This is a genomic window from Lactococcus petauri, assembly GCF_023499275.1.
GTDB classification, from domain to species: domain Bacteria; phylum Bacillota; class Bacilli; order Lactobacillales; family Streptococcaceae; genus Lactococcus; species Lactococcus petauri.
Genome location: NZ_CP094882.1, coordinates 843475 through 858714 on the forward strand (window position 1 = coordinate 843475; position 15240 = coordinate 858714).

The window sequence follows — 15240 nt, forward strand, 5'->3', positions numbered from 1 at the left end:
TTTAAGTCTGGCCTTGACATTTTCAGCAAAAAGGACTACAATTTTAAGGTAAAGCAAGCGACTCGGGACAGTGAAAGCCGAGATTTAAAATGGCCCAAAATCATTGCAATACGAATGAAGTAAAAAATAAAGGTGGAACCGTGCATAGCACCCTTTGTCTTAGGACAGGTGTATTGCGCGGTTTTTATATTATTTTAAGGAGTGGAACATTATGATGAATCCAGCAGAAATATTGGCTGCAACTATTCACCATGGACAAGAAAAGGTCAAACGACCGATGTTAGAAAAAGCTGTACTTGGCTTTATTGGAGGCGCGTTAATCTCTTTAGGTTATCTGCTTTATATCCGTGTCATATCAAGTGTCGTCGATGATTTTGGAAGTTTGGCAAGTTTCATCGGTGCAGCAGTGTTTCCTATTGGTTTGATTGTTATTTTAATGGGCGGTGGCGAGCTCATTACATCTAATATGACGGCTGTTTCTGTATCTTTCTTTGCAAAGAAAGTAAAATTTTCAGATTTGCTCAAAAACTGGATTGTCATCACTATTTTTAATCTTCTGGGTGCCTTCTTTGTGGCTTTCTTTTTTGCACACATTGTTGGGTTGACAAGTACAGGTGTGTATCGTGAGGAATTAATCACCGTTGCGCACTCGAAAATAAATGCAACCTGGCTTCAGACTTTGGTTTCTGGAGTAGGGTGTAACTGGTTTGTAGGCCTTGCGATGTGGCTTTCTTACGGAGCCAAAGATGCAGCAGGAAAAGTAATGGTAATCTGGTTCCCGACAATGGCTTTTGTTGCAATTGGTTTCCAGCACAGTGTGGCAAATGCTTTTGCCATCCCCGCTGCAATCTTTGAAGGTGGCGCCACATGGATGGAATTCATCCGCAATTTCAGTCTTGTCTATGCTGGAAATATCATTGGTGGTGTGATTTTCGTTGCTGGTTTCTACTTCCTTGGATATAAACGCCAAATGAATGAACTTAATAAATAATAAGGAGAATTAAATGTCAAATAATAAATTATCATTTCAAGATATGATTCTGACTTTGCAGGCTTTTTGGTCTAAGCAAGGTGCAAACTTGATGCAAGCCTACGATAACGAAGTTGGTGCAGGAACGATGAGTCCTTATACTTTCTTGCGTTCAAATGGACCGGAACCTTGGTCAGCAGCTTATGTACAACCTTCACGTCGACCTGCAGATGGACGTTATGGTGAAAATCCTAACCGTCTTTTCCAACACCACCAATTTCAAGTGGTGATGAAACCTTCACCCAAAAATATCCAAGAACTTTACTTGGAAAGTTTAGCTGCCCTAGGGATTGATGCTTTGGAGCATGATATTCGTTTTGTTGAAGATAACTGGGAAAATCCATCAATGGGTTGTGCCGGTATTGGTTGGGAAGTTTGGATTGATGGACAAGAATGTACACAGTTTACTTATTTCCAACAAGTGGGTGGTATTGAAGTGGATTCTGTAACTTCTGAAATTACCTATGGTCTAGAACGCTTAGCAACAGCTATTCAAGAAGTTGACAGTGTCTACGATCTCGAATGGGGAAATGGCGTGCTCTATGGTGATATTTTCAAAGAACCAGAATATGAGCACTCAAAATTTGCTTTTGAAGAGTCTGATCAAGATATGCTTTTAGACTTGTTTAACAAGTACGAAGCAGAAGCACTTAAATTACTGGACTTAGGTTTGGTTCACCCTGCTTATGACTTTATCTTGAAGAGCTCTCATACCTTTAACCTTTTGGATGCACGTGGCGCAGTTTCGGTAACTGAACGTGCTGGCTACCTGCACCGCGTACGTACAATGGCGCGTAAAGTTGCCAAAACATTTATTGAAGAACGTGCTAAACTTGGTTTCCCACTTTTAAAAGATGAAGACTTACGTGAGAAATATCTGGGAGAAAAAGGGAAATATACAAAAGTTCTGGCACAATTGGCAGAAGAACAGGAGGCAAAATAATGGCAAACTATTTACTCGAAATTGGCTTGGAAGAAATGCCAGCCCACTTGGTAACACCTGCAATCAATCAATTGGCAGAACGTCTTTCAGACTTTTTGAATGAAAATCGTTTAGAATTTGATGCTATCCGCAAATTTTCAACACCACGTCGTTTGGCTGTTTTGGTGGAAGGACTTGCTGAAAATTCCGAAGCAATGGACGAAGAAGTCAAAGGTCCATCTGCTAAAATTGCTAAAGATGCTGAAGGAAACTGGTCAAAAGCCATTCAAGGTTTCTCTCGTGGACAAGGCGTAACACCTGACGAATTGGTCCTCAAGGGCGATTACTATTTCGCAAACAAACATATTGCGGGCGTAGCTGCACAAGAAATATTGACAAAAGTTGGCGATGATGTCATTTCTAAAATGCAGTTCAAAACTTACATGAAATGGGGAAATAATAGCTTCCTCTTCGTGCGCCCAATCCAATGGATGATTTCTTTACTAGATGCCGAAGTGGTTCCCTTTGACATTCTTGATGTGACTGCAGGAAATACAACACGTGGTCACCGCTTCCTTTCAAACCAAGTATTTACACTTGAACATGCGACAGATTATGCCAAAGTTTTGACTGATAATTTTGTTATGGTTGATGCTGGAGCACGTAAAGCTGAAATTAGCCAACAAATCAAAAAAATTGCAGCTGAACATGGTTGGAAAGTTGAACTTTCAGACGAAAAACATGTTGAACTTCTTGAAGAAGTCAATAACCTAGTCGAGTACCCAACTGCTTTTGTCGGCAGCTTTGATGAAAAGTATTTGTCAGTTCCGGAAGAAGTTCTGGTTACTTCAATGCGTGATAACCAACGTTATTTTGAAGTTTATACTGCAGAAGGTAAGCTCGCACCGCACTTTATCTCCGTGCGTAATGGTAATGCTGAAGGTATGAAGAATGTCATCTTAGGTAATGAAAAAGTTTTGGTTGCCCGTTTGGAAGATGCTGAGTTCTTCTGGAAAGAAGATCAAAAGTTAAAAATTGCAGATCTTGTGAAGAAACTTGAAAATGTAACTTTCCATGCAAAAATCGGTTCAATCACAGAACATATGGCTCGTACAAAAGCAATTGCAGCACATCTGGCGGATATTGCCAAGCTGACAGAAACTGAAAAGACGGATGTGGCGCGTGCAGCAGATATTTATAAATTTGACCTTTTGACAGGTATGGTTGGTGAATTTGATGAACTTCAAGGCGTTATGGGTGAAAAATATGCTCTTCTTGCAGGAGAGAATGGCAACGTAGCAGCAGCAGTTCGTGAGCATTATATGCCGGTATCTGCTGAAGGAGATTTGCCGGAAACTGCTGTCGGAAGTGTTTTGGCTGCTGCAGATAAAATCGACAGCATTCTTTCGTTCTTTAGCGCAGGCTTAATTCCTTCAGGCTCAAATGACCCTTACGCTTTGCGTCGTGCAGCGCAAGGATTGACACGTATTATTGAGAAATTCAACTGGCACTTTGACTTTTCTGAGTTTATCGCCGCACTTGATTATGAAAATAAAGAGCAAGTTATTGATTTCCTCAAAGGTCGTGTGCAAAAACTTCTACTGGATAAGAAAATCCGTCACGATATTGTTGAAGCAACAATTGCGGCAGATACAATTGATATTGCTAACATGATGGAAATTGCGCCAATGCTTAACAGTCATAAGGACGAAGAAACTTTTAAACCAGCTATTGAAAATATTTCACGTGTGATCAACTTGGCGAAAAAAGCCGATCATGTCGGAACGGTTTCTTCTGAGCTCTTTGAGAACGATGCTGAAGGCATGCTTTACGAAGCTACAGAAGAAATTAAAGCAGGTTGGGCAAACTTGTCTGCCTCTGAAAAATATGATATTCTGGTCAACAAAGGCGTTCCAGCCATTAACAATTTCTTTGAAAATGTAATGGTTATGGCAGAAGATGAAAAAGTACGTCACAATCGTCTGGCCTTGCTTACAGAGCTGTCAGCACTTACCGGAACAATGGCTGACTTTAGTTTAATCAATACAAAATAAGGAGGATATTGGTCTTATGGCAATCACAAATGAACAAGTGGAACGTATCAATGAACTTGCTCGTAAACACAAAGCAGAAGGACTAACAGAAGCCGAAACTGCAGAACGTGCTGAATTGCGCCGTATCTATCTTGATAGCGTACGTGAAAATCTCCGCGGTCAAGTTGAAGCAGTAAAATTGGTGGATGAAGATGGCAAAGACATCACACCAGAAAAGCTTAAAGACATTCAACGCGCCAAAGGTATGCGTGATTAAAAGTGGTCGAGCTTTGTGCTCGGCCTGTTTTTAATACGCTCCCAGATTTGCTCCTGAAGGAGCTCATGTTAGACGACAATTCCCAGCGGAATTGCCTGAACATTTTATTAGGCAGGATCGATTTTTTGATTTCTGCATTATTGCTATTATTATACAGGTAAGGGGAATTACTTTTAATGAAAAATATAAAAATTGGAATCTCAAGATGGGCCGTTCTTTATGCCGTTTTAGCTCTTGTGATTGGGGTAATCATCGGAGCTGTTGATGCTTTATTTGGGCGTGGCTTGATTTATATTACGGAGACGCGTGACGCACATCCCATGTATTTTCTTCCTTTTTTGGCTTTAGCTGGTCTTTTGATTGTGTATGTCTACCAGCGTTTTGGTAAAGACAGTCAAAAAGGAATGGGGTTGATTTTTGAAGCGGGAAATAAAGGACGAGAAGACATTCCTAAGCGTTTAGTGCCCTTGATTATCTTTTCAACTTGGCTATCGCACCTTTTTGGTGCCAGTGTTGGTCGAGAAGGTGTAGCTGTCCAGATTGGTGCCACGATTGGCCATACAGTCGGTGGGAAATTATCTTCCAAGGAAGCACAAAAAGTGCTTTTGATTACGGGGATGGCAGCCGGTTTTGCCGGTCTCTTTCAAACACCGATTGCTGCAACTTTCTTTGCTATTGAAATCCTGATGGTGGGCAAGATTGAATATATCGCACTTTTCCCAGCTTTGGTTGGTTCCTATGCGGCCAGTGCGACATCTCATGCTTTAGGTTTAGAAAAATTTTCCTTTGCGGTCAATACCGATTTAAATATTGATCCGTTGGTACTTCTGAAGCTACTCGTTGTGGCAATTTGCTTTGGCTTGGTGGGGCGCATCTTTGCGCAAGGCTTAGCCTTTATGAAGACTTATATGGCAAGTAAACTCACTAATCCTTATCGCCGTATCTTACTTATGGGACTGATTTTGAGCTTGGGTCTCATCTTCATCCATCTTGATCGTTATGCAGGCCTAGGGACGAATCTGATTTCGATGAGTTTTAATGGAGAACATATCAATGCCTATGATTGGCTTCTGAAATTGCTCTTCACTGTCTTAAGTATCTCAGCCGGTTTCCAAGGGGGAGAAGTAACACCACTCTTTGCGATTGGTGCAAGTTTGGGCGCGACCTTAGCCTTACTTTTGGGCTTGCCTGTTGGCTTGGTCGCTGCTGCTGGCTATGTTTCAGTCTTTTCATCAGCAACCAACTCATATTTTGCTTCAATCTTCATTGCTGCAGAAGTCTTTGGCTTTGGTACGGTACAATATATCCTGCCAATCGTGACTATTGCCTATATTCTCAATGGTAATGCTTCGATCTATGCACAAGGAAAACTAAATTTAGAAGTTTAACAGAAGAATAAGGCTTTTGGTCTTATTCTTTTTATTGTCTATTTTCCTATGTCCAGAATGAGCAATTTTTAATCACAAAATATAGCGAAGTGATAAAATAGAAAGAGAATATGAAAACGCCTACGAAACATGTTGGCTTAGAAAAGAAGAGGAGCAGCTGTGAATATCGAAGCTTTACTTGAAAAAAAAGAGCAAATACAGGTTAAGATTCTACGTCAGTTGGTCCTCAAACGGGATAAGATAACCGCGCAAGAACTGTGTGAGGGGGTAAATCTCTCTCGACCTTCGATTGAAAGCTACTTAGAGGACATTTCTTATCTGGGACAGATGATGGGGAAACCTATGGAAGTGATGCGCCAGGACAATAAACTTGCCCTAAATATGGTAGAGTCTCAAAGTTTAGATGAAGTCATCAGTTTTTTAATCCAAGACAGCATTAAGTATCGCTTACTTCTCTTGCTTTTAGAACAAAAAAATTACATGATTTTTGAACTAGCAGAAGCCTTACTGGTCAGTGAATCAACCTTGTTCCGCAAAATAAAAGAGCTGAATAAACTTTTAGCCGAGTTTGAGCTTCAAATCAAAAATAATAAGCTGTTGGGCGAAGAAAGCCAGATTCGTTATTTTTACTACTTGTTGTTTGATTCGCTTCATCCTACATTTCGCCCAGACTTGCTTCAAGTCACGAAGTTTCAAGTTGATTTTATCTTGCAACTCGAAGAAACCTTAAAAGTAACCTTTTCGGCAAGCAGCCAAGATAAACTTTACCGTTGGTTAGCCATTACAGAAAAAAGGCGTAAACTTACAGATATCCAGGTCACTCAATCTTTGGAAATGAAGAAAACCTACCAAGACGATCACCTTTATCAGCTGTTGGACTCTCTTTTTTATCAATACATTTATGATAAACAGAGCAAGAATAATTGTGAGACAATCTTTTTCTACAGTTTTCTCCTGTCTTTTTTCATCTTAGATAAGGAAAGTTATTACCGCTTTGATATTTTCCGCAGTAAAAAAATTCCCACCGTTCTCTTGAATATTTCTTTAAGAGAACGTATGCTGAACCACTATCGTCCCCATCGTTTAGGGTTTGAAGAGGAAAAAGCCATCAGTTATCAGCTGGCACAAGTCAATTATAAATTTGCCTTTTTCCATGGCAGTCTCTTTACAAAGAGCCAAGAAGCTTTGCTTAGTCATGAGCAAAACTGGGTCGATAAGAGTTTTCAAGATTTGCTGGATAATCTCAAAGATATCGCCTTAAGTTATATTCCCAAAACGCAGGATTTGCCTGAACTCCTCTTTGGCTATCGCAATGCTTTGATGTTGCTGGAACTTTTATCTGCCCAACAACTGACAGTGGCTTATGACTTGTCTGATACTCCAGCCTATCAAATCCCCATGGAACATTATCTTAAAAATCGTCTCAGAGCAGTGGAAAAGATAAAACTGGAACATTACCATGAGGGACAGAGCTATGACTTGCTTATCTCAAGTAAAAGAAATGACAATCGAAAGTTTGTCTATGTCCTTTCCGAGTTTTCCAGTGAGTATGACTTTGAAGAGCTCTTATCACGCATCGAAAACTTAAAAAAAGCCAAATTTCAAAAGAAAGCAATTCTAAACTAAGAATACATCAGAGCAAGAGGGACATATCCCTCTTTTTGTGTTGCTGAGGATATGATTTTGTATTTACTAAGAAAAAAATTACAATTGTATTATATAAATGTTAACAAAGTTACCTAAATAACTAAAACACTTGACGAGGTAATGTGATGGTCTATAATTCAAGAGCAGAGCAGAGCAGAGCAGAGCAGAGCAGAGCAGAGCAGAGCAGAGCAGAGCAGACGGTAATTTTCCGTCCCACAGTTCTAAGTTTTTTCTACCTTGAAGAAAGGAGAAGCTTATGAATGCGGATAAAAAACACAGACTGCGCAATATCGCCCTTTTGGTATTGGTTGGCTTGATTGGGGGCACTTTTGCCTTTGCGGCCTTTAACCAACAAGCTATTAATGACCGTTTGCGGGAAAATCCAGCACCAGTTGGCGCTCGGGTGCATGATTACTTCCACCGTCAGACAGAAAATAAGGATGTCTTTGTCGAAAATTACGGTCAAGAACCCATCATGGCAAGAATTCGTCTGTCGGAGTTCATGGAGTATCAAAAACGCGGTCAGACAGGCTGGACACAAGTGGCAGGCGGTGATCGTCATGAGTCGAGAACTTGGACCATCTATAGACCAGAAGCAGGTGATATTAATAGCCGTTCAGCTGTTGATGGTTCATCTAACTTTAACCAATATTCCACTCTCACCTTTGGTTGGGAACGTGACAACCAAGAGGAACCTTGGTACTTGCCCACCTTTAATCATGATAGTACAGATTTGACGACAGCTGCTGCCGGTGATGCGCAAGACTACCTTGAAAGAGGTGCCACTCATCCCAGCAATGGCACAGATAATTTCTGGCAAGCCAATGTCTCCTACACTAATGGACAAAATGACATCGTCTGGCCAGGTTCTACAGAGGGCACACGCACAACTTCCCAGAACCTCCGCCAAGAACGAAATCCTATCACGCTCCAAGAATGGAGAGGACTTCATGAACACCAGCAAATCGGGAACTTCTGGGTCATGGACGAAGCGACCGGCTGGGCTTACTGGGCGAATAGACTTAACCCCGGACAAGCGACTTCTTACTTGATAGATGAGGCACGCATGGAAGATGCGGCTCGTGCTATTCAAGGTTCTTACTATTACGCTATCCACGTCGACAGTGAATTAATCAATGTCAGTGCAGAGCGCTTCACGGAAGAACCAACTTCTGGGGATTTATATCAACTTCTTGACCGTATCAGAGTCGGTGCTGATGGCAATGCTTCGCCATTATTTCCTGCTCCGCTAAGAGACTTTACCTTTAGCGAAATGAGACAAGCAGCTAGAAGGATATTCACTGTGGGTAATCAAACAGATTCAGAAGAGTTTCGCTATCTTGAAAATAGAGGCGATGGCAATCACTTGATTATCCATAACCGTTCTATTCGTAATATTTCTTGGAATGAACAAGATGAACGTATCGAAACATGGTTCAGAGATGAAATTCCAGCCGACCTTCGGGCAATCGTTCAGCCAGTTCGCAAGGAGTTCATTACAGGAGAAGCGCGACAATATAATCCGGTTGACCCTATGAGTACGGAAGGATTACGTTTTGGTATAGGAGGGGGTTGGCTTATCACTAATTTGGATGATTACCCCGTAGTCGCAGCAGATTTAACAGAGATTGTGCCCGAATCTGAAGGTGGTGTCCCTCGTGCCTTTGCTCTTTCTTTAGCAGATGTGAATCGTTTGTCAGCTCAAGGAGGGAGAGGTTTTATAAATATACAAGATCGTATCAGCTACGCTGTCGGGGGGCTTCGTTATCCCTACGAGTCAGGCTGGAGCTGGTGGTGGACACGTACACCATCCCCTGAACCGGGAATGCGCGAAGGAGCGGCTTGGTCTGTATTTGGAGGATTTGATACGTTTAATTCCCCTCAGGAGCTGCGAAATAACCAAGGTGGCGCACGCCCCGCCCTCATCATCCACCAATAACTCTAAACTCCCCAAATGCTGGGGAGTTTTTCTCTGTCCAAAGCTCTTTTTTGCTTTGACTGCCAATTTTTTTTAGAATTTCTTAAAAAATGAAAGTATTTCATTCTCCTTAAATGCTATAATATGAAATATAGAAAGCGTTTACAAAGGAGAACGAACATGACAGAAACTTCTTACATTATGGCAATTGACCAAGGTACGACAAGCTCAAGAGCTATTATATTTGATAAACAGGGTAAACACATTGGCAGTTCCCAAAAGGAATTCACCCAGTACTTTCCTAAAGAAGGTTGGGTCGAACATGATGCCAACGAGATTTGGAACTCTGTTCAGTCTGTTATAGCAGGAGCTTTTATCGAATCTGGTATCAAACCTGTACAGGTTGCCGGTATCGGTATCACTAACCAACGTGAAACAACCATTATCTGGGACAAAAAGACAGGCAAGCCCATCTATCATGCCATTGTATGGCAATCTCGTCAATCTGCCGACATTGCCAATGGTCTTAAAGAAGCAGGGCATGATGAACTCTTCCATAAAAAGACAGGACTTATTGTTGATTCCTACTTTTCAGCCACAAAGATTCGTTGGATCCTGGATCACGTAGAGGGTGCACAAGAGCGTGCCGAACGCGGCGAGCTCCTCTTTGGAACCATCGATACATGGCTCTTGTGGAAGTTGACAGATGGCGATGCACACTATACCGACTATTCTAATGCCAGCCGTACGATGCTCTACAATATTCACGAGTTGAAATGGGATGAAGAAATCCTGAAAATTCTTAATATCCCAGCTTCAATGCTTCCAGAAGTTAAGTCCAACTCAGAAGTTTACGGTGTAACCAAAGGTTTCCATTTCTTCGGCTCTGAAGTACCAATCTCTGGTATGGCGGGAGACCAGCAAGCTGCATTATTTGGTCAAATGGCCTTTGAGCCCGGGATGATTAAAAATACCTATGGTACAGGTTCATTTATTGTCATGAACACAGGTGAGAAACCACATATTTCGAAAAATAACATGCTGACAACGATTGGCTATGGTATTAACGGAAAAGTTTATTATGCCTTAGAGGGAAGTATCTTTGTCGCAGGCTCATCTATCCAATGGTTACGTGATGGTTTGAAAATGTTGGAGCGGGCCAGTGATTCCGAAGAAGTGGCACTCCAATCTAGGAGTCAAGATGAAGTTTATGTGGTGCCAGCTTTTGTCGGCCTTGGTGCTCCGTATTGGGACCAAGAAGCGCGTGGTGCGATGTTTGGCTTGACACGTGGAACAACAAAAGAAGATATTGTGAAAGCAACCTTACAAGGGATAGCTTATCAAGTTCGTGATGTAGTCAGCACCATGAAAGAAGATACAGGAATCGATATGTCTGTGCTCAAGGTAGACGGTGGCGCTGCAAACAATGAATACTTGATGCAGTTCCAAGCGGATATCCTGAATATCCCAATCCAACGTGCGGGTGATTTGGAAACAACAGCACTTGGTGCAGCCTTCCTTGCAGGACTAGCTGTTGGTTTCTGGAAAGACTTAGAAGAACTTAAAGAATCCTATGAACCGGGCAAAATTTTCCAAACTCAGATGCAAGAAGAACGCAGAGAAGAACTCTATGCCGGTTGGAAAAAAGCCGTGAATGCGACACGCGCTTTCAAATAATAAGCAATTAGACAGTAACCTAAAAGGAGAATAGAAATGGCTTTTTCTAAAAAAACAAGACAAGAAGCAATCACAAAAGTTCAAAATGAAGAGATGGACCTACTCGTTATCGGAGGGGGAATCACTGGTGCTGGATTGACATTACAAGCAGCGGCAGCTGGCATGAAAGTTGCCGTGCTTGAAATGCAGGACTTTTCAGAAGGAACATCCTCACGCTCGACAAAACTCGTGCATGGAGGGATCCGCTACCTCAAAAACTTCGATGTCGAAGTCGTTTCTGATACAGTTTCAGAACGTGCTGTTGTTCAAGGCATTGCGCCCCATATTCCTAAGCCAGATCCGATGTTACTTCCTATCTACGATGATGAAGGCAAGACAACTTTTGATATGTTTTCTGTGAAAATTGCGATGGATTTGTATGACCGTTTGGCCGGTGTGGATGAAGACTCACCATATGCTAACTATACTATCTCCCCAGAAGAAGTATTGCGCCGTGAGCCACTCATCAAGAAAAAAGGGTTACAAGGAGCTGGTGTTTATCTTGACTATCGTAACAATGATGCACGCTTGGTAATTGATAATATCAAGAAAGCCGTAGAAGACGGTGCGCAAGCCATTAGCAAGATGAAAGTGATTGATTTTACCTATACCGATGGACAAATCTCTGGTGTTCGTGCGCGTGATTTGTTGACAGACCAAGTCATTGAAGTTAAAGCTAAACTTGTGATTAACACAAGTGGTCCTTGGGTAGATAAGATTCGTTATCTGAACTTCACACGTCCTATCGTGCCAAAAATGCGTCCAACAAAAGGTGTACATCTGGTAGTGGATGCGGCTAAACTACCTGTACCACAACCAACTTATTTTGACACAGGCAAACACGATAAACGTATGGTCTTTGCTATTCCCCGTGAAAATAAAACTTATTTTGGTACGACAGATACAGATTATCATGGCGACTTTACTGATCCAAAAGTAACCCAAGAAGATGTGGATTACCTCTTGGATGTCATTAATTTCCGCTACCCTGAAGCAAATATCACGATTAATGACATTGAGGCTTCATGGGCTGGATTGCGCCCATTATTAGGTGGAAATTCTGGTTCAGACTATAACGGTGGGGATAATGGTGCGGTTTCTGAAACCAGCTTTAACGCTGTCGTTGAGGCGGTGCTCCGTTATAAAAATAAAACAGCAACAAAAGCCGAAGTAGAGCATTTGTTGAACAATATGGAAGCAAGCCTTTCCGAAAAAGGAGATGCACCATCTTCCGTATCTCGTGGAAGTTCCCTCGAACGCGAGAGCGATGGTTTGATTACTCTAGCGGGCGGTAAAATCACGGACTACCGTAAAATGGCAGCGGGTGCGATGGAGCTTATCTGCCAACTGTTTGAGGAGGACTTTGGTTTGAACTATGAACCTATTGACTCTAAAAAATACCAAATCTCTGGTGGTGAATTTGACCCAACTAAGGTTGAAGAAGTTGTTGCTGAAAACATGAAAGTTGGTGTTGCTGCAGGACTTACAGAAGAAGAAGCAAAATACATCGCGGACTTTTATGGCATGAACGCCCTCCAAGTGTTTGCCTATGCTTCTGAAATGGAGCCATATGAAGGTCTATCTCTCGCCGAATCAGCACGTTTACGTTATGCGCTTGAAGATGAAATGATCTTGACGCCAGTGGATTACTTGCTTCGTCGTACCAACCATATTTTATTTATGCGTGAAGGTGTAGATGCTATCAAGGTACATGTTGTTAATGCCATGGCGGAATACCTCGGCTGGTCTGCAGAAGAAAAAGCAGAACAAGAAAAAGCTTTGGAAGAAGCACTTCGTGAATCTGACTTGTCGGACTTGAAGAAGTAAAATAATCCCAAAAATGATTGAAACAAATAAAATATAGAAAAAGGAGTCAATATGCACTCAGAAATGGTACAATTACTCGGTGAATTTTTAGGCACATTTATCTTAATCCTTCTTGGTAACGGTGTAGTTTCAGGCGTTGTTCTGAACAAGACGAAAGCAACAGGAGCAGGGTGGGTTGCTATCACACTCGGTTGGGGCTTTGCAGTAATGATGGGGGTTTACATTTCCGGATTTATGTCGCCTGCCCACTTAAATCCAGCAGTAACGATTGCAATGGCAATGATTGGTAGCTTTAGCTGGAGTTTGGTTTTCCCTTATATTATCGCCCAAATGCTTGGGGCAATGGTCGCCAGCATTATCCTCTACCTGATGTTTTACCCTCACTATGCTGAAACTAAAAATCCAGCAGATATCTTAGGTACATTTTCTACAGGCCCAGCCATTCGTCAAACGGGGTCGAATTTAATCAGTGAAATTGTTGGAACAGCAGTCTTAACGACAGGTATTCTGGCCTTTGGTCAATATGCCATTACGCAAACTTCTGGTGTTTCACCTCTTTTAGTCGGTGCTATCATCACAGCCATTGGTTTATCACTTGGTGCGACAACCGGTTACTCTTTGAATCCTGCACGTGACTTAGGTCCTCGTATCATGCACGCTATCTTACCTATCAAGGGCAAAGGAGATTCTGACTGGTCTTACGCATGGATTCCTGTTGTAGGTCCAATCATTGGCGGTAGCTTAGGTGCCCTTCTCTTTAACATGGTTATTCAATTTGCAAGTAAATAAATTGAAATATTAGATAAAAGCAGAGTTAGACAAAAATCTAGCTCTTTTTGTATGAAAAAAATACCAGTAATCCTCCAGCTTATGGGAATAAAAACTAAATAAAGAAAACGCTTTATTTTCTCTTGCTTTTGAAAATAAGAGGTGCTATATTACAAATATAACAAAACTAAAAGAAAAATTTTGGAGGAAACAAAATGTCGAAAAAAATAGTAGCCGTTACGGCCTGTGCTGCTGGAATAGCGCACACCTATATGGCCGCCGAATCTATCGAAAAAGCGGCTAAAAAAATGGGCTATGAGGTCAAAGTAGAGACAAATGGAGCTATTGGAGCAGAGAATGTCTTAACTCCTGAAGAGATCGAAAACGCAGATCTTGTACTTGTTGCCTCAGACATTAAGATTGATCCGATTCGTTTCACAGGTAAGCCTCTTTATGTTACAAAATCTATTCCGGCAATTGAAGATTCGGAAGCCTTGATAAAAAAAGCATTCGCTGAAGCTGAAGTTTTTGGCAAGAAAGGAAGCAAGGTAGGGAATATTCAGATTGGTAATGATAAAGATAAGGTTACTTTTCTGACCCATGTGATGAGTGGTATTTCTTACATGGTGCCAATGGTCATCGCTGCCGGTCTTCTCCTTACCATTGCCAATCTCTATGCCTTTCAAAGAGACGACCTAGGACGTATTGTCAAGTGGGGTTTTGACAATACGACACAAATGGGCTTCCTCATGGAAAAACTCTTTTATGTTGGGCAGATGGGTTTTAAACTAATGATTCCACTATTTGCTGGTTTTGTAGCAAATTCCATTGCAGACAAACCCGCAATAGCTCCTGCCATGATTGGTGCTTATCTTGTTAATGACCCAGAATTTTTAGGAACTGAAGCAGGTGGAGGTTTTATTGGTGCTATTATTGTGGCTTTCATTGTTGGCTATATGGTCAAAGGATTGAAAAAAATAAAATGGCCTAAAATTGTTATGCCAATCGTGCCAATTATGATTATTCCTTTTATTGCAACAGCAGTTATCAGCTTGATCGTGCTTTATATCATCGGAAATCCAATCTCAGTGGGGATGGATGCCATGTATGATGGGTTAACCAACTTAAATAATAATTTCGCAGGTGCACCAATCATTATCGGAGCCATTTGTGGCGCAATGATTGGGTTTGACTTGGGTGGACCAATCAATAAAACGGCTTTAGTGTTTGGGACAGCGATATTTACCGATACAATGACAAAATACGGTATTGAAGGTGCAAACTTTGTACCTGGTACAGCAACACAAGCAGCGATTTCGGTAGCACCCTTAGGTGTATGGTTGGCTACGATATTATTTAAAAATAAATTTTCAAAAGATGAAAAAATTGCTGCCAGTGCAGCCTTCGGTATGGGAATTGTCGGTGTCACTGAAGGAGCTATTCCATTTGTGGCAGCACATCCTGTACGAATGATTTTCTCAAACGTCGTAGGTTCAGCTGTTGCGGGCGGACTTATCTCAGCTACTGGTTCGAAATTTTATGGCGGTATTGGCTCGCCTCTGGGGACCTTTATTGGTTATATTGAGCAACCGATTCCTTTTGTAACATGGATTTTGTGCGTATGTGCAGGTATTTTGACCACCGCATTATTGATTGGATTTACACGAGGTATTGAATTCAAAAAGCCAGTAAAAGCTAAAGCAAAATAAGAAAG

General features: G+C 41.6%; 11 protein-coding genes. All 11 read left to right on the forward strand.

Annotated elements, in window-relative coordinates:
- Positions 1-211 precede the first annotated feature (211 nt).
- The 11 genes from lgb_RS04255 to lgb_RS04305 all read left to right on the forward strand — a co-directional run bounded on the left by lgb_RS04255 (position 212) and on the right by lgb_RS04305 (position 15235).
- Positions 212-991 (forward strand): formate/nitrite transporter family protein, encoded by a 780-nt coding sequence (locus lgb_RS04255; RefSeq protein WP_019292766.1) that lies wholly within the window; start codon positions 212-214, stop codon positions 989-991.
- A gap of 13 nt (positions 992-1004) precedes the next feature.
- On the forward strand, positions 1005-1973 hold the full coding sequence (gene glyQ / locus lgb_RS04260; protein ID WP_019292765.1) for a glycine--tRNA ligase subunit alpha: 969 nt from the start codon (positions 1005-1007) through the stop codon (positions 1971-1973).
- Positions 1973-4006 carry a glycine--tRNA ligase subunit beta gene (gene glyS / locus lgb_RS04265; RefSeq protein ID WP_019293555.1) on the forward strand — a complete coding sequence of 678 codons (2034 nt, stop codon included), beginning with the start codon at positions 1973-1975 and terminating at the stop codon, positions 4004-4006. The genes glyQ and glyS overlap by 1 nt, the downstream gene beginning before the upstream one ends.
- A gap of 16 nt (positions 4007-4022) precedes the next feature.
- Positions 4023-4262, forward strand: a complete 240-nt coding sequence (locus tag lgb_RS04270; RefSeq protein WP_004257921.1) for a DUF896 domain-containing protein — start codon at positions 4023-4025, stop codon at positions 4260-4262.
- 176 nt (positions 4263-4438) lie between these two features.
- Positions 4439-5650, forward strand: coding sequence for a chloride channel protein (locus tag lgb_RS04275; RefSeq protein ID WP_019293554.1), 1212 nt, complete (start codon positions 4439-4441; stop codon positions 5648-5650).
- 159 nt (positions 5651-5809) lie between these two features.
- Positions 5810-7276, forward strand: coding sequence for an AcpB/EbpR/MafR family transcriptional regulator (locus lgb_RS04280; RefSeq protein ID WP_242810672.1), 1467 nt, complete (start codon positions 5810-5812; stop codon positions 7274-7276).
- Positions 7277-7553: 277 nt separating this feature from the next.
- Positions 7554-9236: a hypothetical protein gene (locus lgb_RS04285; protein ID WP_019293552.1), complete on the forward strand. Its 1683-nt coding sequence runs from the start codon at positions 7554-7556 to the stop codon at positions 9234-9236.
- A 159-nt stretch (positions 9237-9395) separates the two neighbouring features.
- Entirely contained in the window at positions 9396-10892 is a 1497-nt protein-coding gene (gene glpK / locus lgb_RS04290; RefSeq protein WP_019292543.1) for a glycerol kinase GlpK, read from the forward strand.
- A 36-nt stretch (positions 10893-10928) separates the two neighbouring features.
- Entirely contained in the window at positions 10929-12758 is a 1830-nt protein-coding gene (glpO, locus tag lgb_RS04295) for a type 1 glycerol-3-phosphate oxidase (protein ID WP_019293550.1), read from the forward strand.
- Positions 12759-12809: 51 nt separating this feature from the next.
- A complete protein-coding gene (locus tag lgb_RS04300) occupies positions 12810-13547 on the forward strand; it encodes an MIP/aquaporin family protein (RefSeq protein ID WP_017369576.1) in 738 nt (245 codons plus the stop codon).
- A 194-nt stretch (positions 13548-13741) separates the two neighbouring features.
- The gene (locus lgb_RS04305) at positions 13742-15235 is read left to right on the forward strand and encodes a PTS fructose transporter subunit IIC (protein ID WP_019293549.1); all 1494 of its coding nucleotides are present in this window, start codon (positions 13742-13744) and stop codon (positions 15233-15235) included.
- Positions 15236-15240 lie beyond the last annotated feature (5 nt).

Coding starts and splice junctions, on each gene's coding strand:
- lgb_RS04255 (WP_019292766.1), top strand. CDS start 212: ATGATGAATCCAGCAGAAATATTGGCTGCAACTATTCACCATGGACAA.
- lgb_RS04300 (WP_017369576.1), top strand. CDS start 12,810: ATGCACTCAGAAATGGTACAATTACTCGGTGAATTTTTAGGCACATTT.
- glpO (WP_019293550.1), top strand. CDS start 10,929: ATGGCTTTTTCTAAAAAAACAAGACAAGAAGCAATCACAAAAGTTCAA.
- glpK (WP_019292543.1), top strand. CDS start 9,396: ATGACAGAAACTTCTTACATTATGGCAATTGACCAAGGTACGACAAGC.
- lgb_RS04305 (WP_019293549.1), top strand. CDS start 13,742: ATGTCGAAAAAAATAGTAGCCGTTACGGCCTGTGCTGCTGGAATAGCG.
- lgb_RS04270 (WP_004257921.1), top strand. CDS start 4,023: ATGGCAATCACAAATGAACAAGTGGAACGTATCAATGAACTTGCTCGT.
- lgb_RS04285 (WP_019293552.1), top strand. CDS start 7,554: ATGAATGCGGATAAAAAACACAGACTGCGCAATATCGCCCTTTTGGTA.
- glyQ (WP_019292765.1), top strand. CDS start 1,005: ATGTCAAATAATAAATTATCATTTCAAGATATGATTCTGACTTTGCAG.
- lgb_RS04275 (WP_019293554.1), top strand. CDS start 4,439: ATGAAAAATATAAAAATTGGAATCTCAAGATGGGCCGTTCTTTATGCC.
- glyS (WP_019293555.1), top strand. CDS start 1,973: ATGGCAAACTATTTACTCGAAATTGGCTTGGAAGAAATGCCAGCCCAC.